Source organism: Flavobacterium sp. KH_001 (assembly GCF_057840745.1).
The window spans coordinates 2,280,644-2,305,734 of sequence record NZ_CM174520.1 but is presented as its reverse complement, the minus strand read 5'-3'; the positions used below and the strand labels follow the sequence as shown (position 1 = coordinate 2,305,734).

Genomic DNA, 25,091 nt, shown 5'->3' with positions numbered 1-25,091 from the left:
AATCTGCGTGAAAAACTTAGTCACAAACACTAAATTCATGCTAAAACTTTAAAATGGATATCCAATTGCAATATTCAAAATCAGGTTTTCTTTTCGCCATGGGCCACTTCCGAAATCTATGTCTTTGATTACCCATCTTTCGCCATCAGGTAAATAGGGTTTTCTGAGCGGGAAAGCCAAATCGGTTCTTAGAATAAAGAAAGAGACATCGAAACGTAAACCGACTCCGGCACCAACGGCGATTTCTTTCATAAAATCCTTAGAAATTTCTCCTCCTGGCTTATTCGGATCTTTATTCATCAACCAAATATTTCCGGCGTCGATAAAAGCAGCACCTTTAACAATACTAAAAAGTTTTGCCCTGTATTCGGTACTGAATTCCAATTTCAAATCTCCTGATTGATCTGGAAGATAATCGTTTGCTGTTTCAGTGTTAAGGTAACTTCCTGGCCCGATTGATCGCGCTCTAAAAGCACGAATACTGTTGGTTCCTCCAACCACAAATTGTTTCGATGTTGGTAACACATCTGAATTTCCGTACGGGATACCAGCTCCTACAATAATCCTGCTCGCCAATTGACTTTCCTTTCCTAATTTTAAGTAATGTCTGAAGTCTGCTCTAAATTTTGCATATTGACTAAAAGGAACATCAAAAATACTTTTCTGATTGTCTTTCTTAACATTCGCTCCGGTGGCTAAGCCTGTAATATTTCCAGCCAAATCTACTTCTCCACTAAAATAAAACGTATTCTTTTTACGCTTCTGCATTGTATTGGTAAACGTATACGTATAGGTCGGGCCAAAAATCAATTGTTTTTCGATTACTTTTCCCAACGATTCATCTTCTTCAATATCATCCAAATATTCCTGTGTTACATTATTCGGACTCACATACGTAATATCCATTATATTAAGTTGATGTTCTTTTCGAACATTCTCTTTCCACATATAACCATAAGAAGCTTTAAACGAGTTTAAGGAATACAATTGCGTTCTGTTTTGATACTCATATCTTACCGTTGCTTTTGTTCTGGGTACATACTCGCTAGAACCTTCAACATGAAAAAACGGAACAATAAATCTTGGCCAGGTTAAACTGGTTTCGGTTCCCACTTTATAAATGTTCTTGCCATTATTGGTTCCGGAAAGCTGAAAATCTGCTCCGCCAAAGACTGACACCGTCAGTAATTCGGCTCCTCTAAACAAGTTTCTATTATTCCAGTTGACATTCAGTTCTGTACCGGTATAACTCGCCGAATTGGTTTTCCCCAAAACCTCAACACGAATAAATTTCTTCGGTAGAAGCGTTAAGTAGTAATACGAATCTAAAGTCTTTGGCAAACTATCTGACGGTTTGAATTCATTTTTTACAAAACTAAAAGTTCCCAGATTCACAAAACGATTCAAGGTTAAATTGTGGTCTTTTCGATTGTACAAATCTCCTTTTTTAAAGTAAATTGTACGGTCAAAAATCCGTGGATTGAACGTATTCGCTGTATCAATAATCGTAAAATCCTTATACTGAACAACATCTTCTGGTTTGTATTTAATACTATCTTTTGAAATCGCAAAATTGGGATATACAATAATCTTATTGATCTTATACGCTGTAAGAGCTTTCGGTGGTGCATCGGCTTTTATAACGAGTTTGATTTTTACTTCATGATCGCCTTTACTGCTGTCTACCTGAGCTAAAATATAATCCGGATTAAAATAAAAATAACCTCGTTCCTTCAGCCTAGCATCAATCCTTTCTCTTTCTGCTTTTATAATATCTAAATCATAAGGTTTACCAACTTTCAACAGACTTCTTCGACTTGATCTTCCTATTATTCTAGACATCGCAAGAGAATCATCAGGAAAAGTCACGCTTTTAATAATGTATTGTTTTTTAGGTATTACTGTATATTCTGCAGTTGCTCTTTTATTTTTAGCGGTCGAATCGGCACTGACACGTGTTTTAAAGTAACCCCGGTTTTCAGTAAAACTTCGCAAAACAGATGCATTATAATCTAAATCAACTTTACTAAAAAGTACCGGAGGTTCCCCCACTTTCGTGCGAAGCCAATATCTAAAGCCTTTTTCTTTTTTAGGTTGGCCGGCAATGTTATATATCCATAATTTAGGACGCAATCCTAAAAACTGTTTGTTAGGTTTAGGGCGTAACAAATCTTCCAGTTCTTTCTCCAGTTCTTTTCTATCCTTCTTTTTAATTACAGAATCTTTTACCGTTACAGAACCGCCTGTGTACAATAATTCGCCTTCTGGCAGATATTTTGTATTACTGCATCCAAAAACAAAAAATAAGGACAGCGCAATAAAATACCTGATATATTTCGTTTTTATATTGCTATGTTTTTTGCTCATCTCCTTCTAATTGATTTTCGTCTTTTTCTTTATTCTCTTTATCTTTGAGTTTTTTCTTTTCCTTGCGCAGTTTTTCTTCTTTAATCATTTCTTTTTCTGCCACACTTCTATGGAAAAGCTCTCTAAATTTATTGTAACTCATTGTAATAATAAAAGCAACTCCGGTTTCAATAACCTGACCTTCAACTGCAACCTGATATTCGTTTTTTCGATAAGCACGAAGCATATAACGGCCGTCTTTTGTTAATTGATAATCTAATGCTACGTCGCCGGCAATATTGGTACTTTCTTCGTTCGCGCGTTCCTGACCTTCAACGGCAAAACTGCTTCCAACTGTAATTTTTAAACGGTCATCAAGTAATTTTTTAGAAACGCCAACATTTAAATCTGTTCTGTTTTCTCTGGTTCCTGTTGTATAATCATCTGTAGATTCGAGATCAAATTCTAACTGAACTCCGGATATTAATTCTCCCGCCAAATCATTTAATTGTTGAGACAGAATTTTACTCACACTTTGTCTGGCCAATGATTCGGCGCTTGTTCCTCCGCTTTCGCTCGCAAATGGATTTTCACCAATAAACCTATTCAGTAGTAAAAGTGCAAAAACCTGTTTGTTTAATTCGGCTGGTTCTTGTCGTAACTGTTCCAGTTTTTGTTGTGTGGTTTCTACAATCGCTGATGACACATCATAATTTCCGTCTGGCAGTACAATATCAAACGTGATTTCCGGCTTCATTAGTTCGCCATTCATTTTCAATAAAGTCTGAAACGGTATTTTCTGTTTATAGGTGTTTTTAACGGTTTGAGAGTCATTTCCTAATTGATTTCCAAGTAAATCGATTGGCGCTGCTTCTACTTTGTAAATCGCTGTAATATTTACATTTGCCATTGTTGGCTCGCCATTCCAGATAATATAACTTCCTTTCTGAATGTTGAATTTTCTTCGGATCATGTTGAAATTCATTTCATACGCACCATCCGAGAATTCATATTTGCCCGTTAAAGTTGTTTTTCCTGACGGATCAATTCCACCTGTCAATTCCGCTTCCCCTTTTAAATTCAGATAATCCCCGTTTCCTTTGTCGATTACTAACGTAAGATCAGCCTCTTTATCTATTGAGATTGCTACATTCACATCCATACCTAATAACTCTGACTGATCCAGTTTTTCTTTCATCGCAGCCGTTTGTTTTAGATACAAATTATCTTCGTCTACAAACTCAACAATTCCTTCTCGATCTGCAATTGATGGATCTGACTGTGGCAAAACAACTGAAAATTTAGTTTCATCCTTGATTTTGATAGTACCGCCAACAACAGGATTTTCAAGTGTTCCTTTAATATTCAGTTTGGTATCTAAAATCAAATCTCCATAAAACAAATCGTTGTCTTTCTCCTTAGAATGAATGGCCCTAAAATCATCTGCAACGACTGTCAGACCAAAATCAAAATTGGTATAATCAGCTGATTTAACGGTTCCGTTAATCGTCAGCTTATTATCATTTTCATCATTAAGGGTAAAGCTGTCAAAAGTAATTACATCATTTTGTAGCGTAATTTTTTCATTTCCTGTTTTAAAATACGAATCGAATTTCGTCACTCTGAAACCGGCATCATTAAAATTCAATTCCCCGTTAACTTTTGGTGCGCTGGCATTTCCAGTAATTTTGAAATTTCCAGATAAATAGCCGGTTCCTTCTTTAATATTATCCATACTGAAACCCTGAATACTTTTAATATTCAGTTTATTCAGATCCAGATTAAAGTCCAAATTTCCATCAGCAATGGCGTATGTTCCACTTAAGTTTACGTCATTATCTTCGCCGGTCAGTGTAACATTAGCGTTCAATACATTATTGGTTTTATTATCGACTTTAACCGCAATATCACCAACCGGTTCTCCTTTAAAAGCGAAGCCATCAATTTTTATGTCTGATGTAAATGTTGGTTTTGTCATCACATTTTCAGCAACAGCATTTCCATTGATTAAGCCCTGCATCAATAATTTATCTTTTTTGACCATATGCATGATGGTCTCGATTTTGAAGTTTACAAAATCAACTTGTAAAGGTGCATTGTCCTGTGTTCCCTGCGATTGAATTTTAAGTTCGTTTCCGGAATTAGCTATAAAGAATTTATTTACGTAAAGTCTTTTTGGTCCAAATTCAACAGCATTTTCAGGATCGATATTCCATTTGTCATAATTTAACACAAAGTTTTCAGCGTCAATTTTGAAGATGTTTTTAGAATCTTCAGCTTTAAAAATGCCGGCAATAAAATACTGTTGTTTGTCTTTTGCATCTTTTACTTCTAATGCATAATCCAAAATATTATTTTCGATTTTTCCTGATAAACTCGTGAACGGAATTTTCAGAGAACCGCTTTCAATTGTGGCTACGGAAATCTGATATTCCAAAGCATTTTCTTTGGCTTCGATATTTATTTTTCCGTCTGCGATTGTATTATCAGCATAAACAATTCTCGGAATCGTTCCTTTAATTTCTAAAGAATCAGTTACGTTATTGTATTTTCCTTCGATTTTAAGAGGCTCTAATCCCGTTAATTTTGGAACCAATTTGAAAAGAATCGGATCGTTGTCAACGGTCAAAGTAAAAGCCAGACGCTGTTCATCAGATTCTCCATTAACTTTCGGATTTTTTAAATCGATGTATTTCGACAATGATTTTTTTATGGCCGATGCTAAAGTTGTCAATTTGTATTTTCCATCCACTTCCGCTTTCAAAAATTGAGAAGAAATTTTAATGTTATTTCTGCTTTCATCTGAAAAAGCAATTACTCTAATGGAATCTAAAACAATTGGTTCTTTATCCTGTAAAACCTGAATATTGGAAAGAAACACTTTTCCGTTTAAAAAATCAGGATTACTATTGGCGATATCCGCATCGATATTTCCACGCAGTTTCATTGGTCCCGCATGCAGATGCAGTTTTTCTAAATCGGCTATATCCAGGTTTAATTTTAATTGAATGGCCGGATATTTATCTTTTGTATTTCCACTAGCAACTAAATCAAAATTCAAATTCGGATCTTTCATTCCTGATTTAACTGCGAATGAACCGTTTTCGATATTTCCTTTTAAAGCTAAATCTCTATAGGTATATTTATTGAAAACAGCTTTCTGAACCAAACCATCAAAATCAGCCTGAGCTGTTTTCGGATCTAAACCTTTGCCTTTTACTTTCGCTTTAAGCGTAATTTTTCCGATCGAATCGTTTTTGATTAATCTGCCTAAATCGAAATCCAATAAATAAACGGTTGCATCGTATTTCTCTCTTTTCTTAACGCGTTGGTCAAATAAAGCATCAATTTTTGCATTTCCGAAACTACTGTTTAAAGCCAGATTCGTTTTGAAATTCTGCACTGAACCTTTGAATTTTCCCTGCAAACTCAGCTGAGAAGGCAATTGAATATTTTTCGGAATTGTTCCGGCCGGCACAAATCCATAAATATCTTTTGAAGTACTCGAAAGTTTCTTAAGATCTAAATCGTAATACGCTTTTTGCGCATCAGGCAAACCTTTAATTTTCCCCGAAAGGGAAACTTTTGTTGTGCCGATTCCGCTCATTTCAAACTGCGGAATAGTCAAATCTTTTACTTTTCCGCTTAAACGTGTATTCAAATACAAAATCGCATTTGGATTACTTTTAAAAGGATTTGTTTTTTGTAAATCCGGAGCAAATAATAAAATATCTTTAAATCCGATTTTTGATTGATTTAAATTCGCATCCAGGCTCAAATTGGCGATATCCTTTTTTAAAGCGTCAAGCGAAGGATACGCTACTTTAATTTTATTCTGAAGAAGGGTTTGCGGTGTTCTCAAATATAAATTCTCCAAAGACGCATTTTTAGGTCCGTAGAAGAAATCGGTTTTTAAAGACTGAATTTGTAAGCCGCTTTTATCGTTTACGGCAAGTGATTTAATATTTCCTGAAATCGTATCATTTCCATAATATAATTTCTCGGCTTTAAAATTGAATTTATCCAAATCCATATGACTGTAATCAATTCCCTTAGAAACCGGTTTCGATTGCATATCATCAAATTTGAAAGCGATATTTTCTAAATTGACATCAGCCAATTTTACTTTCCAACCGGATTGTTTGATTGAAGTCGTATCTAAACTTGGTGCCTGAATTTGTTTGTCTTTTGCCCCTAAACGTAAATTTCCTTTTAGATTTTTTACTTCGAAAGTATTAAAATCCAAAAACTGATTGTTCATATCAATTTTATTGACTGACAAATCCAGATTACCTAATTTTATTCCGGAATCTAATTTGGAATCTTTATTATCGTACGCAATATCAATTTGTGAAAGGCTAATTTTTCCGAGTTTCAAACTAAAATCTTTTCTTTTCGAAATTGTATCAACTGTTTTTACAGAGACTTCAGCAATCTTCTCTACAACATCCTGATTCAAAACCACTTTTAATCCATTTAAAGCAATATTCGGAATATCGAAATTCATTTTATCCAATTCGAATTCATTGAATTTAGTATCAAAATGTGTTAGTTTTACACGAACATCATTTTTCGAATAATCATCTTTAAAATTAAATTTGATATTATCGAGATTTACTTTTACAACAGATATTTTGAAAGGCTTGCTATCCGGTTCTTTTGGCTTTTCCGGTTCTTTTGATTCGAAAGCTTTTATGATATAATCAAAATTGAAAACGCCGTCTTTGTTTCTGGAAATATTGGCTGTAGTATTTTCTAGTGAAACCGAATTGATTTCTAATTCACTGCTGACCAATTTAAATAAATCAACATCAACAACTAAACGCTTACCAGACAGCAAAGTATCCTTCTTTTGATCTTCAAAATAAAAACCTTCCAAGACTACATCTTTTGGAAATTTAATCGAAATATGATCTAATGCAACTTTGGTTTTGATTTTATCGTGCAGATAAGTTATCGCTTTGTCCTTAACGAAATTCTGCACTGACGGCACTTGAATTAATATTATAATCAGAAGTAAAAGTGCAATTATAGAGCCCACGCACCAAAACAGTATACGTAGTGTTTTTTTTAGAAAATGAATTGTTTTGGTATTCATACGTCAATAAAACACGTTAGATTAAAATTGCGTTATTATAAGGCTGTATCTCTACAGTTTACAAAATTGAAAAATTTAAACTTTAACAATTTACACAATTTCGTTCAAATATTCTAGAATTTTACTTACAAATAATTATTTTCCTACTTTTTGAGTTTGGCCACGAAGGCGCTAAGGCACGAATTTTTTTTAGAATTTGATGTTAGGCCATTTTTCGCCTAAAGTATTTATTTTTTTCTGAAGCTTGGCAAGGAATTTTTGATGTTGTTCTGATTCGGGATTGAAGCTTCTGTGACGCAGGCTTTTTTGAATTTCATCTACTTCCCGCATTAAAGAAAAACTTTCTTCAGTCATATAATTTTCACTGAATTTATGCCAGATATAATCAATTGCCACCTGATTGGGGTGTAACATATCTTCCTTATAGAAACGATAATCACGAAGTTCGTCCATCATGATTTCGTACGACGGAAAGTACTCAGTGTTCAGTTTTAAGTATTCAGTATTCAAAACAGAATGCAGAGCAGAAAATAAATGTGATTTACTTAATTGGTTTTCAATAAATCCGTCTTTTATGTGACGCACTGGCGAAACAGTAAAAATGAAGTTTATATTTGGATTTATAGTCTGAATTAAATCGATTGTATTTTGAATACTTTTTTGAATTGTATCTGCCGATAATAATTCTTTTGAGAATTGCTTTTGAGGCACTTTATGGCAATTGGCCACTATTTCATCGCTTTCCAGATTTCTATAAATCCAGGATGTTCCGTACGTGATAATAAGGTGTGTTGCTTCTTTTAATTGCTTATTGGTTTCTGAGATGGCTTTATTTAAAGTTTCTAATAATTCTTGTCTGTCTGAATTGCTTAGATCAGAATGAACTTCAAAAGAATGCCAGCGTTCATTATGAAAGAAAACGTCTTTTTCTGTAAACCATTTTTCAGTAACCGTTCTTTCAATTACTTTTTCAATAGAAACCGGATTAAAAATAATTCCAAACGGATTTGTCTCATTCTGAAATTTAAAATAATCAAATTTATCCGCCATATTTTCTGCAAAACAAGAACCAAAAGAAAGCACCCTCGAATTATAATCTATTGGATTATTGGATTTTGATATTGGAATTTGGGTTCTGAACTGCATGGCTATGAATTGAAACACGAATTTCACCAATTTTCACCAATAAAAAAACCAAATACAGAAGTATTTGGTTTTTAAATTTATTTCAAAATTTTATTTACTTAGTAAGTGTATTCAATTTCATACTCTATTGATTTACCATCACCTGCAAATGAAGTATGTTTAGTTGGATAGTCTTTATCATTATAAATATATGTCGTTAAGTAACTTGCAGGATCTACAGTTCCTGCAGTTGTTTTTACAATATTATTTTTTCCAAACTCACTGATTTCATTTAATAACAAATCAAATCCTAAAATATTTTTGAGCGGATTATTTTTAGTATCATATTCATAAGTTCTTGTAGCAGTTGAAGAATCGTTAATTTGTTCAATTTTCACCAGATTTCCATCTTTATAAGTCAAATTTCCTTCACTCCTTTTTGTTTCTTTCTTAGTGCCAGGATCAACTGAATACCTTTTAAACGAGATTAAATTCTGAGAAGTATGAGTATATACAGTTTTATCAATAAACTGCCCATCTGGAAATTGAGTGCTAAATTCTTCCCTAATGATTCTTGTCTTTAATTTATTATTTTCATAAGTATATAAAACTTCGGTATCTTTTGTTTCAACACCTTTTGTATCTATATTAAATTTTTCTTGTTTTACAATTACATTTCCGTTATAAGTAAAAATTGTTTTAGAACCTTCTTTGATGCTGCTTACTATTTTATTTCCATCATAAGTTAAAGTGCTTTTACTATTTGTACCTAAATAGATTGACGGATAAGTATAAGAAATGGTCTTAGGTAAGATCGAAGTATCTTCTATAGAATTATTATCACTATTAGGAGAATTATCATCATTAGAACATGATGTGAAGAATAAAGTCAAGACACTAAAAAGCAATAAAAGTTTTTTCATTTTTAAGTAGGTTATATATTATAAATTGAGCAAATATAAATGAAAATATATACCCTTTTTAAATTTAGGTTTTTAATAACTTAAATCAACTTCACTAACTAAAACTATTGCTTACTTTTGCATCTCCCATAAATTAAAATTCACTTATGAAATTATTATATTCTTATATAATCAAACACAAAATGCTACTGTTTTTTGCTTTGATTATGGCCTCTATCAACATTTGTTTCAGCTTATCAGACTCTATTATTACCGGTAAATTAATGCAGGATTGCGGTGTCGGGCTGGCAAAATACAAAGGAAACGAAATGGCATTTATTAAATCATTATCCTTCTGGCTCGGGCTTTCGCTTGGTGCAGCGATGATTTCCAGAATTACTAAAAACTTTCAGGATTACTTTACGAATGTGGTGATTCAAAGAACCGGGGCGCAAATGTACACTGACGGAATTAAAAAATCACTCGATTTGCCTTATGCTGAATTTGAAGATCAGCGAAGCGGTGAAACTTTAAGTAAATTGACTAAAGTTAGAATCGATTCTGAAAAATTAATCACACTTTCTATTTCCCTAATTTTTCAAACCATTATCGGTTTCATATTTGTAATTCTCTATGTAGCCCGAATTGATTATCGTATTTCGCTTATCTTTTTAGTTACCGCGCCAATTATTGCATTGGTGAGTTCTTATTTGGGTAAAAAAATTAAAATCGTTTCTAAGAAAATTGTCAATCAAACAAATGCTTTGGCGGGTTCAACAACGGAGAGTTTGCGTAATATTGAACTTGTAAAAAGCTTGGGTTTAACGTATCAGGAAGAAAAACGTCTGAATTTAAATACCTTTAAAATTTTACAGTTAGAACTTGAAAAAGTTCGTTTTATAAGAAGTTTGAGTTTTATTCAGGGAACAACGGTTCACTTTTTAAGAACTTGTGTCGTTTTTACTTTGTACTATTTCTTATTTGGAGATAAAATTATTGTGGGCGATTTATTGACTATGGTATTTTTTACCTTCTTCATTTTTGGACCGCTGCAGGAACTTGGAAATTTCATTATTACACTTAATGAAACCAAAGTTTCTATGGAAAACTTCAAAACTTTATTGAGTGCTCCTAAGGAATTCCGTCCAAAACATCCGAAACATGTTGGAGCGATTCAGTCATTACTTTTTTCTAATGTAAGTTTCAAACACAAAACAGCAAAATTCAAAGCAGTTGAAAATATTACTTTTGATATTAAACAAGGAGAAACCGTCGCTTTTGTTGGACCATCGGGTTCTGGAAAAACGACTTTAGTGAAATTGTTAGTTGGATTATACACGCCGGCTGAAGGTCAGGTTTTATATAACGATATTGATTCAACTGAAATTGATTTATTAGATTTAAGAAAGCAATTAGGTTTTGTAACACAGGATGCCCAGTTATTCTCAGGAACCATCCGAGAAAATTTATTGTTTGTAAAACCAAATGCAACCGATGAAGAGGTATACGATGCCTTAAAAAGAGCCAGTTGCGAAAAATTATTAAGACGCGCCGAAGATGGTTTAAACACTACTATCGGTGAAGGTGGAATTAAAGTTTCAGGTGGAGAAAAACAACGTTTATCCATCGCCAGAGCTATTTTAAGGAACCCGAATTTATTGATTTTTGATGAAGCAACTTCTGCTTTGGATTCTATTACTGAAGAAGAAATTAATGCGACAATCAGAAATATATCCGACAAAAACAGAATTACGGTTTTAATTGCACACCGTTTGTCAACTGTAATGCACGCTGATAAAATATTTGTTTTGGAACAAGGGAAGATAATCGAGCAAGGAAAACACGAAGATTTAATTCTGGAAAAAGGTTTGTATTATGCTATGTGGCGCCAGCAGATTGGAGAACGTAAATAAAGGTTCTGAGAAGCTAAGGGACTAAGGGTCTAAGTTTTTATTAGGATAACGTACTATTTGTCATTTCTGACATAAAATAAAAAAAATATAAATACAAAACCCCTTTCATCTTAAATGAAAGGGGTTTTCTTTTATTATAAAAGGTGTGAAACCTTAGAGTCTTAGTCCCTTAGCTTCTCAGAACCTTATTTAACAAAATCCACAGCCTTAGCCAAAGCCTCCGCAATTCCAGCAGCATTTTTACCTTTTCCAGAAGCGAAGAAAGGTTGTCCTCCTCCATTTCCTTCAATATATTTTCCTAATTCTTTGATTACTGCATTTGCGTTTAAGCTTTTTGAAGAAACCAATTCTTTAGCAATATAACAATGAATATTTGGCAATCCATCTTCTATAGAAGCTAAAAACACAAATGAATCTGCTTTTGAACTTCCTAATGCAGAAGCCAAATCTTTAGTCGACGCCATACTTAAATCTACTTGTTTAGCAAGGAAATTTACGCCGTTTATTTCTTGGAAATCTTTCTCCAATTCAGATTTTAAAGCGCCTACTTTTTCTTTCAATAATTGCTCCACTTGTTTTTTAAGTTTAGCATTATCATCCTGAAGTGAAGCAACAGATTTTAAAATATCCTGTGGGTTTTTAAGTGTTTCTTTTATTTCTGCTAATGTATTCTCCTGGTTTAAATAGAAGTTTTTAACTGCATCACCGGTGATTGCTTCAATACGACGAATTCCAGCCGCAACAGCACCTTCAGAAATAATTTTGAAATGCCAGATTTCTGCAGTGTTTTTTACGTGAATTCCACCGCAAAGCTCTTTACTGTCACCAAATTCAATCATACGAACATTATCTCCGTATTTCTCTCCAAATAAAGCCATTGCACCTTTATCTAATGCTTCTTTAATTGGAATATTTCTGTGTTCTACCAATTGCAATTGTGCTTCAATTTGCGCATTTACAGAATCTTCAACCTGTTTAATTTCTTCATCAGAAACTTTGCTGAAATGAGAAAAGTCAAAACGCAAATAATTTGGATTTACCAATGATCCTTTTTGCTCTACGTGAGTTCCAAGAAGGTTTCTCAAAGCCAAATGCATTAAATGCGTAGCAGAGTGATTTTTAGAAGTTGAACCTCTTAAATCGTTATTTACTTTTGCTACAAAGCCAGCTTCAATATTTTCAGGCAATTGTTTTGCAAAATGCAAAATCAAATTGTTTTCTTTCTTCGTATCGATGATTTCGATCGTTTCATTTGCAGAAACTAATGTTCCTTTATCACCAACTTGTCCTCCACCTTCAGGATAGAACGGCGTATTATCCAAAACGATTTGGTATAGAATTCCGTCTTTCTTAGAATCAACTTTACGAATTCTGGTAATTTTTACCTCATTCTCTACTTTATCATAACCAACGAAAGTTTCTACATTTCCTGGAATTAAAACTGTCCAGTCTTCTGTTGAAACTTCTGATGCAGCGCGTGAACGTGTTTTTTGTTTTTGTAATTCAACTTCAAATTCTTCTTCATTATAGGAGAAACCTTTTTCTTTTAGAATCAAAGCCGTTAAATCTTTTGGAAAACCAAACGTATCATACAATTCAAAAACCTTAGCTCCGGAAACTTCAGAACCTTTGGTTTGTGCAATTACATTATCTAATAATTGTAATCCCTGATCAAGAGTTCTTAAAAAAGAAGCTTCTTCTTCGCGAATTACATTCGTAACCAATTGTTGCTGCGATTTAATTTCAGGGAAAAATTCTCCCATTTGGTTTGCCAGAACTTCAACCAATTTATTGATAAAAGGTTCTTTTGTACCTAAAAATGTAAATCCATAACGAATTGCACGACGCAAAATTCTACGAATTACATAACCAGCACCAGTATTTGATGGTAATTGTCCGTCGGCAATTGCAAATGCAACCGCACGAACGTGATCTACAACAACACGAATCGCAATATTGGTTTTATCTTGCTCTTCTGAAATGTTTTTTATCTCATTAGAAGTATATTTTAAACCTGTAATTTGTTCTACTTTCTCGATAAGCGGTGTAAAAACATCCGTATCATAATTAGATGTTTTACCTTGCAAAGCCATACACAAACGCTCAAATCCCATTCCGGTATCTACGTGTTGTGCAGGAAGTTTTTCAAGAGATCCATCAGCTTTACGGTTAAACTCCATGAATACGTTATTCCAGATTTCAACTACTTGCGGATGATCATTATTTACAAGAGTTTTTCCTGAAACTTGCGCTTTTTCTTCTTCAGAACGTAAGTCAACGTGAATTTCAGAACAAGGTCCGCATGGTCCCTGATCTCCCATTTCCCAGAAATTATCCTTTTTATTTCCAAGAATGATTCGGTCTTCATCAATTAATTCTTTCCAAATATCCCATGCTTCCTGATCAAAAGGAACATTTTCTTCTTTATTTCCTTCAAAAACAGAAACGTAAATATTTTCTTTTGGAATTTTATAAACTTCTGTCAATAATTGCCATGAGAAATTAATCGCTTCTCTTTTAAAATAATCACCAAACGACCAGTTACCCAACATTTCGAACATGGTATGGTGATACGTATCAATTCCAACTTCTTCAAGATCATTTTGTTTACCGGCCACACGAAGACATTTTTGAGTATCCGCTATTCGTTTGCTTTTTGGAGTTGAATTCCCTAAGAAATATTCTTTAAACTGGGCCATTCCCGAGTTATTGAACATTAAGGTTGGATCGTCTTTAAGCACAATAGGAGCCGACGGAACGATTAAGTGTCCGTTGCTTTTAAAAAAATCTAAAAATTGTTTACGTACGTCTTGTGATTTCATGTTATAATTAGAAATGTGATAATTTGATAATGTGACAATTAGATTAATGTGATAATGTGGCAATTTGATAATGTGACAATTAGATAATTTCAAACTAAAATTCATAGTTCAAAACAATAAATTACCTATTTAATACATTATCTAATTATCTAATTAACTCAATTATCTAATTGCTTTTTTAACTTGAAAAAAAGAGGCGAACAACTGAAACATTTACTAAATTTGTTCGACTAACTTATTTTACAAGCTGCAAAAATAGGGTATTTTAAAATATGGCGAAAGTAAAATATTATTACGACTCAGAAAATCTGGCTTATACGAAAATAAAAACCAGAAAAAGGGCGAAAATTGGCTATGGATTGCTATTTTTATTAGCCTCGGCACTGTTTGGCTTCCTGGTTTTTGTTCTTTTAATTAACACTCCTTTTTTTGAAACACCAAAAGACCGTTTGCAGGCACGTGAAATTGAGAATTTGAAATTGCAATATGCTATTTTGAATAAAAAAATGGATGAAATTGACGATGTAACCGAAGCTTTAGAAGACAGAGATAATAATATTTACAGGGTTTATTTCAATAAAACAGAAATTCCGGATTCTATTAGAAAAGTGGGATTTAGAGATCCAAAACGATATAAAGATTTAGAAGGTTATAACAACTCACAATTGGTTTTGAAAACTACAAAACGAATTGATAAACTTTCGAAACAATTGGCTATTCAGTCCAAATCATTGGATGAAATTTTGAAATTAGCCAGCGTAAAAGGCAATTTATTATTGGCAATTCCGGCGATTCAACCCGTTCAGAATGAAAATTTAAAACGTATTGCTTCAGGTTTTGGATACCGAATTGATCCTTTCACGAAAGTGCGAAAAATGCACAACGGAATGGATTTCACAGCCAACACCGGTTCTCCCGTTTATGCCACAGGGGATGGCGTTGTGGCAAGAGCTGACAATTCGGCTTCGGGATTTGGAAATCACGTTGTAATCAGGCATGGTTTTGGCTATGAAAGTTTGTATGCTCATTTAAGCAAATACAACTGCAGACCGGGACAAAAAGTAAAAAGAGGTGCTGTTATTGGTTATGTTGGAAGTACCGGAAGATCGGAAGGCCCGCATTGTCATTATGAGGTACATAAAGACGGAAAGGTCGTGAATCCGCTAAACTTTTATTACGGCAATATTTCGGCTGTAGAATATGTCGCAATTTCACAAATGGCGAACCAGGAAAACCAGTCATTAGATTAATACTTTAAAAAGTAGTATTTTTGGAATAAAATAGAAAATTAAGAAACATGCATATTGAGCTTTCAAAAGATAAAAGATATTACAGCATTGGCGAAGTAGCCAAAGCTTTTAATGTCAATGCATCATTGATAAGGTTTTGGGATAGTGAATTTGATATTTTAAAACCTAAAAAGAATGCCAAAGGCAACAGAATGTTTACGCCGGAAGACATAACCAACCTGCAATTGATCTATCATTTGGTTAAAGAAAGAGGTTTTACGTTAGAAGGTGCGAAAACACATTTAAAAGAAGGACAAAAGAAAACATTAGATAAATTCGAAATAATACGTAAATTAGAGACCATAAAAACACAATTAAACGAAATAAAGAACGAATTATAATAATAAATCAAAAACTAACAAACTTAAATTAAATACACATGAAAAGATTTTTGCCTTGGATTATTGGAGCTGTTGTTATCATTGGAATATACATGTGGGCTTCTGGAATTTATAATAAAGCAGTAACACTTGATCAGGAAGTGAAAGAAAGCTGGGGAAATGTTAACACTGCATATCAAAGGAGAAACGATCTTATCCCAAATATAGTTAGTACTGTAAAAGGATATGCTGAACATGAAAAAAGCACTTTAACAGCTGTAATTGAAGCTCGTGCTAAAGCGACTGGAATTACAATTGACCCAACAAACGTTACTCCGGAACAATTAGCTGCCTTTAACTCAGCACAATCAGGAGTTTCTTCTTCTTTATCAAAATTATTGGTAAGTGTTGAGCAATATCCAAATCTGAAAGCAAATGAAAACTTCTTGAAATTACAAGATGAACTAGCGAGTACAGAAAATCAAATTTTAACGGCCAGAACCCGTTTTAATGAGGCTGTTAAACCTTACAACAATAACATTAATACTTTCCCAAGAAATATATTAGCAGGAATGTATGGTCTTAAAGAAAAACCATATTTTGAAGCTTCTACGGGAGCTGATAAACCAGTTGAAGTAAAATTCTAAAAATTAATATTTTTGGTTGATGATTTTAGATTTCAGTTTAGTCTGGAATCTAAAATCTGAAATCTAATATCTAAAATAACTCCAATGTCAAAAGTAGAAGATTTTTTATCCAAAGAAGAGGAACAAATAATTGTTGAAGCCATTCGCGTGGCCGAAAAAAACACTTCTGGCGAAATTAGAGTACATATAGAAAAAACAAGTTCTAAAGCTCCTTACGATAGAGCTTTAGAACTTTTTCATGAATTAAAAATGGATGAAACCCAATTGCAAAATGGTGTTTTATTTTATTTTGCTGTTGAAGATAAAGCCTTTGCTATTTGTGGCGATAAAGGCATAAATGATGCTGTTGCTGATGATTTTTGGGATTGTACCAAAGACGCTATGACAGCACAATTTAAAGCAGGAAACTTTAAGCAAGGAATTGTTGACGGGATTTTAAACGCCGGTGAACAATTGAAAAAATACTTTCCGTGGTCTGAAGAAGACACTAACGAATTATCTAACGAAATCTCAAAAGGATAAATAATGAAAATTTCCAAAAACAAAATATCTAAGTCAAAAGGAATTTTTACATTATCCTTTCTATTATTAGCCCTTTTTACCACCAATTGTATTTTTGCGCAGTTTACAATTCCGGAGAAACCCAGTTTTCAGACTTCGGTTTATGATTATGCCAATATTTTAAGTTCGACTGAAAAAGCACAATTAGAAGAAAAACTAGTTCGTTATTCAGATTCCACTACAACTCAGATTGTAATTATTACCATCGAAAGTTTAAAAGGCGAAGACGTAAGCCAACTGGCTACAAAATGGGGACAAACATGGGGAATTGGAGGAACGGCAAAAGACGATAACGGTGTTGTAATTTTATTGGCAAAAAACGAGAAAAAAATTGCCATTAATCCGGGATACGGAGTTGAGGATCGTTTAACGGCTGGAATTGGCGGAACCATAATTAGAAATATTATTATTCCGGAGTTCAAAGCAGGAAGTTTTTACAACGGATTGGACAAAGGAACTGATGCTATAATTGATGTTTTTAAAGGAAAATTTAAAGGCGAAAGGAAACAACAATCCAAAGGAAAAAGTTTTCCAATATTACCTTTCATTGTTATTGTTGTAATTGTATTAATTTTACTGTCTCGAAACAAAAGAGGTGGTGGAGGAAATTCCGGCAACAACGGCGGTGGCGGCCCTAGCCTTCTTGACGTTATTATTCTAAGTAATCTTGGAAGAAGCGGCGGAGGATTTGGCGGTTTCGGCGGAGGATCATCAGGTGGTGGTTTTGGCGGCGGAGGCGGTGGCTTCGGTGGAGGATTTGGCGGAGGCGGATTCTCAGGTGGAGGCTCTAGCGGAGGCTGGTAGCGTTTTTATTCTTTTTGTTTCAAGTTTCAGGTTTCAGGTTTAATTTGTTTCAGGTTTAATTTGTTTCAGGTTTCAGGTTAAATTCATAATTCACAATTTATAATTCATAATTAAAGATAGATGTTATCACATAAAGCAAAATACGCCCTTAAGGCCTTACTTTATTTAGCAGAACAAGACGAAAATCACATTTCGAGAACGATCGAAATTGCTGATGGCGCTAACATTCCTAAAAAGTTTTTAGAACAAATTTTATTGGATCTAAAACGAGGACGTTTTGTGAGTAGTAAGCAAGGAAAATTTGGCGGTTATTATCTGATAAAATCTAAAAATGATATCACTTTAGCCGAAATTCACCGTTTATTTGACGGTGCAATTGCGCTTTTACCTTGTGCTTCTTTAAATTTTTATGAGCCTTGCTCCGATTGTAAAACCGAGTCGGAATGCAGTCTGCGTCACGGTTTACTCCTTATTAGAGACAAAACTTTGAAGGCAATGGAAGGCATTACAATCGCCTCATTGGTAAAGAAATAAAAAAATATTCTCTTAACCCTATCGATTTAATAGAATTTGTATATATTTGCCAAAAATAATTAACAAATCATTTACAAATTTTTAACCCATGAAAGTACATTCCAGTAAATCAGGTGTAACAAAAAATCTTTTGCAAAGTAATTATAGTTTATTCACAAGTGTGAAAAACAATTCATTTATGATGTGTATGTGTTGGTAAAAAAGTTTTTTTTTAATTTAAATTCTACTAATTACATATACTTAATATAAAAATGAAAAATCTATATAAAATATCACTTACAAGTATCTTTTTACTACTAGCCTTTACCACATCATACGCACAAAATATTGAAGGTGTAGTAACAACATCAGAAAATATCCCATTAGAAGCAGTTAACGTTGTTATTAAAGGAACAACTTTCAGTACCAGTACTGATCCAAGCGGAAAGTTTTCAATCGATACCAAAGGAAAACTTCCGGTAACAATATTAGTTCAATACGTCGGTTATAAAACTACAGAAATAGAATTGGATGCGATACCAGCAACTCCATTACTAGTAACTTTAAAAGAGGAAAATGAACTTGTAGAAGTTGTGGTTTCTTCAAGACGTAGGATCGAAAAAGTTCAGGATGTGCCGATTGCGATCTCTGTAATCACAGGAAAGCAGGCAGAACAAACTGGTGCCTTTAACGTAAATCGTATTAAAGAATTAGTTCCATCTGTTCAATTATACTCATCAAATCCAAGAAATACAGGAATTAATATTCGTAGCCTTGGTTCTCCATTCGGACTAACAAATGACGGAATCGATCCGGGAGTTGGTTTCTATGTTGATGGTGTGTATTACGCTCGTCCGGCTGCTACAACTTTAGACTTTATTGATGTAGAACAAATCGAAGTATTACGTGGACCACAAGGATCTTTATTTGGTAAAAACACAACTTCTGGAGCTTTTAACATCACAACCCGTAAACCAAGTTTCACTACTGGTGCCGACTTTGAAGTAAGCTATGGAAATTACAACTTTTTGCAGGCTAAGGCATCTGTAACAGGAGCTTTAGGTAAAAAAGTGGCAGGACGTATCTCTTTTTCTGGTACACAACGTGATGGTCTAATTGACAATGTAGTTACAGGACGACCAACTAATACATTAAACAATCAGGGAATTAGAGGTCAATTACTTTGGACTCCAACAGTAAATACTAATATTATACTAGCAGCCGATATAACAACACAGCGTCCTGACGGATATGCACAAGTTGTTGCAGGTGTTGCCCCTACTCAAAGAGCCGCTTACCGCCAGTTTGATGCGATTATTAAAGATTTAAATTATCAATTGCCAAGTTTAAATGCTTTTGATCGTAAAATCGATCACGATACACCATGGCGTTCAAATCAGGATATGGGAGGTATTTCGCTTAATATTGACACCAAAATTGGTGGTGGAACATTAACTTCTACAACAGCTTGGCGTTTTTGGAACTGGGATCCATCAAATGATAGAGATTTTACAGGATTACAAGTATTAGCAAAATCACAAAACCCAACAAGACAAACTCAGATCACGCAAGAAGTTCGTTATGCTGGTCAGTTGACATCAAAAATCAGTGGAGTTGCAGGTGTATTCTTCATCGATCAAACTTCTCAGACAGATGGTACTGAAGAATCTGGAAATGCACAATGGAGATTTGCACAAAGTTCAACTAGTCCATTATGGAAAACTCCGGGGCTTTTTGAAGGATACGGAATCAAAACAGATGCCAACATCAGAGCATCGAGTGCAGCAGTATTTGGTCAGTTAGACTGGGCTATTACAGAGCGTTTTCACGTTTTACCTGGTTTAAGATACAATTTCGATAAAAAAGATGCGCATTATGCCCGTACAACATATGGAGGTCTGCAAACGACCGATCCTGCGTTATTAGCTTTGAAAAAATCAGTTTACTCAGATCAGGCATTTGATTCCAGCACTGACAACACAGATTTTTCAGGAAACATAACTTTAACTTACAAAGCATCTGACAAAATTAACGCTTATGCAACTTATGCAAAAAGTTACAAACCAGTTGGTGTGAATGTTGCCGGACTTCCAACAGATTCAAAAGGACAACCTTTAACTGATCTTGCGGTTATCAAACCTGAAAAAGTAAATCATTATGAAGTAGGAGTAAAAACTTCTCCTTTCAGAAATTCTATATTGAACGTGGCTTTATTTAATACAGAAATTAAAGATTACCAAACAAACGTTCAGGCAGCTGAATTAGGTGTTAACCGTGGTTATCTTGCTAACGCAGATAAAGTACGTGTAAGAGGTGCTGAACTAGACGCAAGTTTTGTAGTGAATCAACACCTGACAATTAATGGTGCTGCAACTTATACTGAAGGTACTTATGTGAAATTTACAAATGCACCACTTCCTTTAGAAGAAACAGGAACTACTGTTGGAGGAGTTCAGGTAGCCTATAAAGATGTTTCAGGAACAGATTTACCTGGTGTATCAAGATGGGCAGGATCTTTAGGTGGTGAACTTTCTGATCAGGCTAAGTTCTTCGGAAATGCCGGTAAAGTTTTCTTAGCTCTTGATTCTTACGCACGTTCTGAATTCTCATCTAGCCCCTCTGCTTCAAAATATTTAGTAGTTCCAGGTTATGCTATTTTTAATGCTCGTTTAGGTTTCCGTGCTTCTCAGGGATTATCTATCCACTTCTGGGGACGTAATTTATTAAACAAAGATTATTACGAACAATTATTGCCTGCCGGAGGAAACACAGGACAATATGCCGGAGTAATTGGAGATCAAAGAACTTATGGAGTTACATTGAAATATTCATTATAAGAAATTAATTAAACTCTAAATACAAAACGAGGCAAGCTTAAAAACTTGCCTCGTTTTGTATAATCACAAAAAAGCATTTTAACCCCATTTTAATCTTCCTGAAATACATTTTGATTTGTATATATTCGCAGCCTGAATTTATATAAATGAAAATTCTCAGAATATTTCTTTTTGTTGGTCTTTTAAGTCAAGTCGGAATTGCGCAAACCAAACGCAATATCGATCAGCAAACGCTGACCTGGATTCGGTATTACAACATTTTACCTTTAACTGAGAAATGGGCTTTACATTCTGAATTTGACAACCGAAGTTTTTTAAATCCTATTCATGAAAATTTATTTGTAATCAGAGTTCAGGGAAGATACAGAGCAACTAAATTAGTCGATTTAGGCGGAGGATTTGCCTTTTTTAATGTTAATACACAAGATCCGCATTTTGATCCAGACTTTTCAGTTCCGGAATATCGTGCGCAACAAGACATTACCCTGATCAATGATATTGCAAAAATTACGTTTCATAACCGTTTTCAGCTTGAAGAACGTTTTATTCAGAAAGCTACTAAAACAGAACTGCTCGATGATTTTTCTTTTTCTTTCCGGTTCAGATACCGATTACAATCGACTTTTGATCTTTGGAAAAAAGAAAAACGAAGTTTAAAAGGCACTATTTCTGATGAAATCCTGCTTAATTTCGGAAAAGACAATAAGCGAAATACTTTCGATCAAAACCGAATTTATGCTGCCTTACGTTATCATTTCAACCCTAATATTGGTTTGGAATTAGGTTATCTGAAAAGTTTTCAGCGACGTGCAAGCGGTGTTGATTTTTATGATCGTGATATTATTCGTTTTACTGTTTACCATCGAATAAATAGGAAGCCTAAAAATAATAAAATTTAAAATTCTAACTCTTCAAATATTTCACTAAAACCTTTGAAGGTGCTTTTGCGTTAGGGATTGAGGCGGTATCCTTTTATGAAGTGAAACGGAATAAAAGATATAGCCGAAAGCCCGACCGAAGGGAACGCCCAATTAATTATTCTTCTCTTTCTCTTTGTTTTCTTTTAGAACCCTTTTCGGCTGCAAAATTCCCAATTTTATAAGCTACAGAAAACATTACATATCTTTTTAGAACTGTATTTTCTTCATCCCGAATAGAGGTTGCAGAAATCGTTCTGGTAGCACTTTGATTTTGATTCAAAACATCATAAACTTTTACTTTTGCATAAACTTTTTTATCAAAAAAGCCGTATGACAAACTAGTATTCCATAAAAAGAAATCTTTTTTGAAATCACCTGAAATATTAGAATTGTAGGTGTATCCAAAATCATTTCCAAAAATTAAATTCGCTGGCCAATAGGATGTTGTTTGCAAATTGATTCTATGCAACACATTTGAACTCGCGTCTCTGTTGTAATTCTCATATTTTGTTTCATTATAAGACAGACTGTAAGATGGTGAAATGGTAAGCACTTCTCCATATTCATAGGTCATGTAAACTCTTGGAGTTATAGCGGTAGATTTTGCCGTGTACATTACAGCATTCGTAAATCCTTTATCAAATGAGTAACTGCTATTAAGTCCCAGGCCATATCTTAAAACGTGGGCATCTCTCTTTATAGACTGACTCCAGTTTCCACCCACCGAAACTGTATACGTACCAGATATATTAATGTAAGATGTCGTTCGTTTACCGCTTTCATCATACACAGATGTAGCATAAATGTCGTTGCTGTAATAATCCCCTTTTGCCATAAAACTATAACCCGAACGCGTTCTAAAATCAAAATTTCTGAAATTAAAATTCACTGTATTTTTCTCGATTGGATCCAGATTTGGATTTCCTATAATGGAGTTCAAAGGATTACTTAAATTCGCAACCGGCATTAAATAATTGGCAGCAGGAAGTGTACTCGAAAAATCGTATTTTAAAGTCAGGTTTTTTGATCGGCTGAATTTATATCGAAACTGGGCTGTTGCAAAAGGCAAAGCATATTTTTTATTTAATTCCGTCTCTTTACCTAAATATAAAGAGTAGTTATCAAATTGAACCAAAGAGGTTTTAGAATCCAGATTTACTGTGAATTTGTTCTTTTGCAAAGTAACCCCAACCTTCGGACTAACTGAATTTTGTCTGGAAGTTGTATAAGTAGTCAATGACTCATTCAAATCAGAATACGATTGTGTAGCGGCATCAAAATCAAAAGTTCTTTGATCTTTAACTTCCTTCTTCCAATCAAAATCAGATCCAAATCTTATGCGCAATGAGTCTGTAATAGGCTCTGTATATTCAATATCTGCCGAATAAGAATCACTTGAATTATTGTTTTTGGTATTCTGATTTCTCAAATCATCCGGTTTATTATCCTGATAAAAAAGAGTTTCAGATTCGTTCCAACCATCAGAATCCGTTTTTGAATTATTGTTATCAAAAACAAAACTTAGATTGCGATTTTTTTTCTTAAATACTTTATTAAAATTGATTGTATTTGCAAAACTTGTATTGGTGCTTTCATTATACGATTTAGCTGTACTTTCATTCAAAGCATTACCATTTTCATCTACGGAAGAAGTAGATGAAGAAGAATCATTATTAGATCTCGATTGGTTTAATTTTGGAGCTACAACAAGCCTTGTAGTCGGATCTATTTTATATTCTAATTCAAAATTGGCTTTGTTACCTGTATTTTCATTTCTTGTTTTAGCATCAGATTCGGTAATAATATTCCCTGTTGGCAAAAAACTAAGCTGATTGGCCTTACTTTCATTTTTATTAATGGTGTTAGAAAAATTGTAGCTTCCCATCGCAGCCAATTTTTCGCTCCAATCATCGGTATAATTAACACCAAACAAATTAGATTGTGTAATTCCTTTTCCGCTGCCCGTAGAACCGCTGTTTTTACCGCTATTATTCCTTCCGCCTCCCATATTATCAAATACTTCATCCTGGGCAAAACCCGTCGAATTGATATTATTGGAGGACCCTAAAACACTTATCTTTCGTTTGTTATTGAAGAAATTCATTAGCAAACTACTTTCGTATCGATCATCAGAGCCGTAGCCTCCTAATATTTTCCCGAAGTACCCTTTGTTTTTCTTCTCATCAATAGTCAGATTAATCGTCGAGTAGTCTGAAGTAGATTCCTGTTTAGCCAATTCTTCCTTTTTAGATTTAAAGTCTGAAACCTGAATCTTTTTTATAATGTCTGCTGGTAGATTTTTCAAAAGCAAAGCACCATCTTTATCAAAAAATGTTTTTCCGTTGACTAAAAACTGCGTTACTTCCCGTCCATTTACGGTCACTTTTCCGTCATTATCTATATCTACTCCTGGCAATTGTTTTAATAAAGTCTCGACATTAGAATCCGGACGTACTTTGTATGAAGCTGCATTAAACTCCAACGTATCTTTTTTCATTGTAATGGGTGGAGCAGCACTTTTAATTACCACATTATCTAGTGCGTTTACATTCTCCAACACATATAATTTTCCTAAGTCCTTGCTTTCTAAAAGTCCTTTCTGCTCTTCAATAAAAGGCTGGTAGCCCATATAATTTATTTTTAGTAAAACAGGTTTGTCATACTTTTTGGTGTTTATCCTAAAAACACCATTTTTGTCTGTAGTAGCATATTCTATTATGGTAGAATCTTTTACAGTAGTAAAATAAACAGTTGCAAGTTCGAGAGGAAGTTGTGTATTAATGTCAACCACTGTCCCTTTTATGATAATATCATTCTGGGCATTTGCTGTGAAACAAAAAAGAAAAAACAGTAATAATGAACAAATCCTGATCATAAAATTGGTTAGTTAGAATAATAAGACTACAAAAAATACAAAAGGTTTAAGTTGTAGTTTTCAAGTTTAGTCAAAAATATGCCAATAAAATGAAACACAACCTGTTCACAATTACGACA

15 protein-coding genes are annotated in these 25,091 nt (G+C 33.9%); 9 read left to right on the top strand and 6 right to left on the bottom strand.

The annotated features are described in order from the left end of the window. Window positions 1-48: 48 nt before the first annotated feature. The 4 genes from tamL to AC3ITQ_RS09915 all read right to left on the bottom strand — a co-directional run bounded on the left by tamL (window position 49) and on the right by AC3ITQ_RS09915 (window position 9,492). Complete coding sequence (gene tamL / locus AC3ITQ_RS09930; RefSeq protein ID WP_489238484.1) at window positions 49-2,367, bottom strand: translocation and assembly module lipoprotein TamL; 2,319 nt, start codon at window positions 2,365-2,367, stop codon at window positions 49-51. Then, window positions 2,351-7,444, bottom strand: coding sequence for a translocation/assembly module TamB domain-containing protein (locus tag AC3ITQ_RS09925; protein WP_489238482.1), 5,094 nt, complete (start codon window positions 7,442-7,444; stop codon window positions 2,351-2,353). Before AC3ITQ_RS09925 ends, tamL begins: the two co-directional genes overlap by 17 nt. Window positions 7,445-7,633: 189 nt before the next feature. Next, window positions 7,634-8,590, bottom strand: a complete 957-nt coding sequence (locus tag AC3ITQ_RS09920) for a GSCFA domain-containing protein (RefSeq protein ID WP_489238480.1) — start codon at window positions 8,588-8,590, stop codon at window positions 7,634-7,636. 98 nt (window positions 8,591-8,688) lie between these two features. Then, complete coding sequence (locus AC3ITQ_RS09915; RefSeq protein WP_489238478.1) at window positions 8,689-9,492, bottom strand: hypothetical protein; 804 nt, start codon at window positions 9,490-9,492, stop codon at window positions 8,689-8,691. Window positions 9,493-9,638: 146 nt separating this feature from the next. On the opposite strand from AC3ITQ_RS09915, the gene AC3ITQ_RS09910 reads away from it, so the two are divergent. Beyond that, window positions 9,639-11,384, top strand: a complete 1,746-nt coding sequence (locus AC3ITQ_RS09910) for an ABC transporter ATP-binding protein (protein ID WP_489238476.1) — start codon at window positions 9,639-9,641, stop codon at window positions 11,382-11,384. A 185-nt stretch (window positions 11,385-11,569) separates the two neighbouring features. Here AC3ITQ_RS09910 and alaS read toward each other — a convergent pair whose 3' ends face one another. Beyond that, window positions 11,570-14,206: an alanine--tRNA ligase gene (gene alaS, locus AC3ITQ_RS09905; RefSeq protein ID WP_489238474.1), complete on the bottom strand. Its 2,637-nt coding sequence runs from the start codon at window positions 14,204-14,206 to the stop codon at window positions 11,570-11,572. A 272-nt stretch (window positions 14,207-14,478) separates the two neighbouring features. Between alaS and AC3ITQ_RS09900 the strand changes: the two genes are divergently transcribed. From AC3ITQ_RS09900 to AC3ITQ_RS09865, 8 genes are all read left to right on the top strand, one after another. Beyond that, a complete protein-coding gene (locus tag AC3ITQ_RS09900; protein WP_489238472.1) occupies window positions 14,479-15,456 on the top strand; it encodes a peptidoglycan DD-metalloendopeptidase family protein in 978 nt (325 codons plus the stop codon). 47 nt (window positions 15,457-15,503) lie between these two features. Beyond that, entirely contained in the window at window positions 15,504-15,836 is a 333-nt protein-coding gene (locus AC3ITQ_RS09895; protein WP_026985753.1) for a MerR family transcriptional regulator, read from the top strand. A gap of 38 nt (window positions 15,837-15,874) precedes the next feature. After that, window positions 15,875-16,462, top strand: a complete 588-nt coding sequence (locus tag AC3ITQ_RS09890) for a LemA family protein (RefSeq protein WP_489238469.1) — start codon at window positions 15,875-15,877, stop codon at window positions 16,460-16,462. An 84-nt stretch (window positions 16,463-16,546) separates the two neighbouring features. Then, a complete protein-coding gene (locus tag AC3ITQ_RS09885; protein ID WP_072975145.1) occupies window positions 16,547-16,984 on the top strand; it encodes a TPM domain-containing protein in 438 nt (145 codons plus the stop codon). A 3-nt stretch (window positions 16,985-16,987) separates the two neighbouring features. After that, window positions 16,988-17,827: a TPM domain-containing protein gene (locus AC3ITQ_RS09880; protein WP_489238467.1), complete on the top strand. Its 840-nt coding sequence runs from the start codon at window positions 16,988-16,990 to the stop codon at window positions 17,825-17,827. 120 nt (window positions 17,828-17,947) lie between these two features. Next, on the top strand, window positions 17,948-18,361 hold the full coding sequence (locus AC3ITQ_RS09875) for an RrF2 family transcriptional regulator (RefSeq protein ID WP_072975146.1): 414 nt from the start codon (window positions 17,948-17,950) through the stop codon (window positions 18,359-18,361). Between the two features lie 251 nt (window positions 18,362-18,612). Beyond that, a complete protein-coding gene (locus AC3ITQ_RS09870; RefSeq protein WP_489238465.1) occupies window positions 18,613-21,177 on the top strand; it encodes a TonB-dependent receptor in 2,565 nt (854 codons plus the stop codon). A gap of 146 nt (window positions 21,178-21,323) precedes the next feature. Next, a complete protein-coding gene (locus AC3ITQ_RS09865; RefSeq protein ID WP_489238463.1) occupies window positions 21,324-22,076 on the top strand; it encodes a DUF2490 domain-containing protein in 753 nt (250 codons plus the stop codon). 136 nt (window positions 22,077-22,212) lie between these two features. On the opposite strand, the gene AC3ITQ_RS09860 is transcribed toward AC3ITQ_RS09865, so the two are convergent. After that, complete coding sequence (locus tag AC3ITQ_RS09860) at window positions 22,213-24,972, bottom strand: outer membrane beta-barrel protein (protein ID WP_489238461.1); 2,760 nt, start codon at window positions 24,970-24,972, stop codon at window positions 22,213-22,215. Window positions 24,973-25,091 lie beyond the last annotated feature (119 nt).

Excerpts from the sequence above, each read along its gene's own strand:
- AC3ITQ_RS09885 (WP_072975145.1), top strand. The coding sequence starts at position 16,547 with ATGTCAAAAGTAGAAGATTTTTTATCCAAAGAAGAGGAACAAATAATT.
- AC3ITQ_RS09860 (WP_489238461.1), bottom strand. The coding sequence starts at position 24,972 with ATGATCAGGATTTGTTCATTATTACTGTTTTTTCTTTTTTGTTTCACA.
- AC3ITQ_RS09910 (WP_489238476.1), top strand. The coding sequence starts at position 9,639 with ATGAAATTATTATATTCTTATATAATCAAACACAAAATGCTACTGTTT.
- AC3ITQ_RS09865 (WP_489238463.1), top strand. The coding sequence starts at position 21,324 with ATGAAAATTCTCAGAATATTTCTTTTTGTTGGTCTTTTAAGTCAAGTC.
- AC3ITQ_RS09890 (WP_489238469.1), top strand. The coding sequence starts at position 15,875 with ATGAAAAGATTTTTGCCTTGGATTATTGGAGCTGTTGTTATCATTGGA.
- AC3ITQ_RS09880 (WP_489238467.1), top strand. The coding sequence starts at position 16,988 with ATGAAAATTTCCAAAAACAAAATATCTAAGTCAAAAGGAATTTTTACA.
- tamL (WP_489238484.1), bottom strand. The coding sequence starts at position 2,367 with ATGAGCAAAAAACATAGCAATATAAAAACGAAATATATCAGGTATTTT.
- AC3ITQ_RS09925 (WP_489238482.1), bottom strand. The coding sequence starts at position 7,444 with ATGAATACCAAAACAATTCATTTTCTAAAAAAAACACTACGTATACTG.
- AC3ITQ_RS09895 (WP_026985753.1), top strand. The coding sequence starts at position 15,504 with ATGCATATTGAGCTTTCAAAAGATAAAAGATATTACAGCATTGGCGAA.
- AC3ITQ_RS09875 (WP_072975146.1), top strand. The coding sequence starts at position 17,948 with ATGTTATCACATAAAGCAAAATACGCCCTTAAGGCCTTACTTTATTTA.
- alaS (WP_489238474.1), bottom strand. The coding sequence starts at position 14,206 with ATGAAATCACAAGACGTACGTAAACAATTTTTAGATTTTTTTAAAAGC.
- AC3ITQ_RS09870 (WP_489238465.1), top strand. The coding sequence starts at position 18,613 with ATGAAAAATCTATATAAAATATCACTTACAAGTATCTTTTTACTACTA.
- AC3ITQ_RS09920 (WP_489238480.1), bottom strand. The coding sequence starts at position 8,590 with ATGCAGTTCAGAACCCAAATTCCAATATCAAAATCCAATAATCCAATA.
- AC3ITQ_RS09900 (WP_489238472.1), top strand. The coding sequence starts at position 14,479 with ATGGCGAAAGTAAAATATTATTACGACTCAGAAAATCTGGCTTATACG.
- AC3ITQ_RS09915 (WP_489238478.1), bottom strand. The coding sequence starts at position 9,492 with ATGAAAAAACTTTTATTGCTTTTTAGTGTCTTGACTTTATTCTTCACA.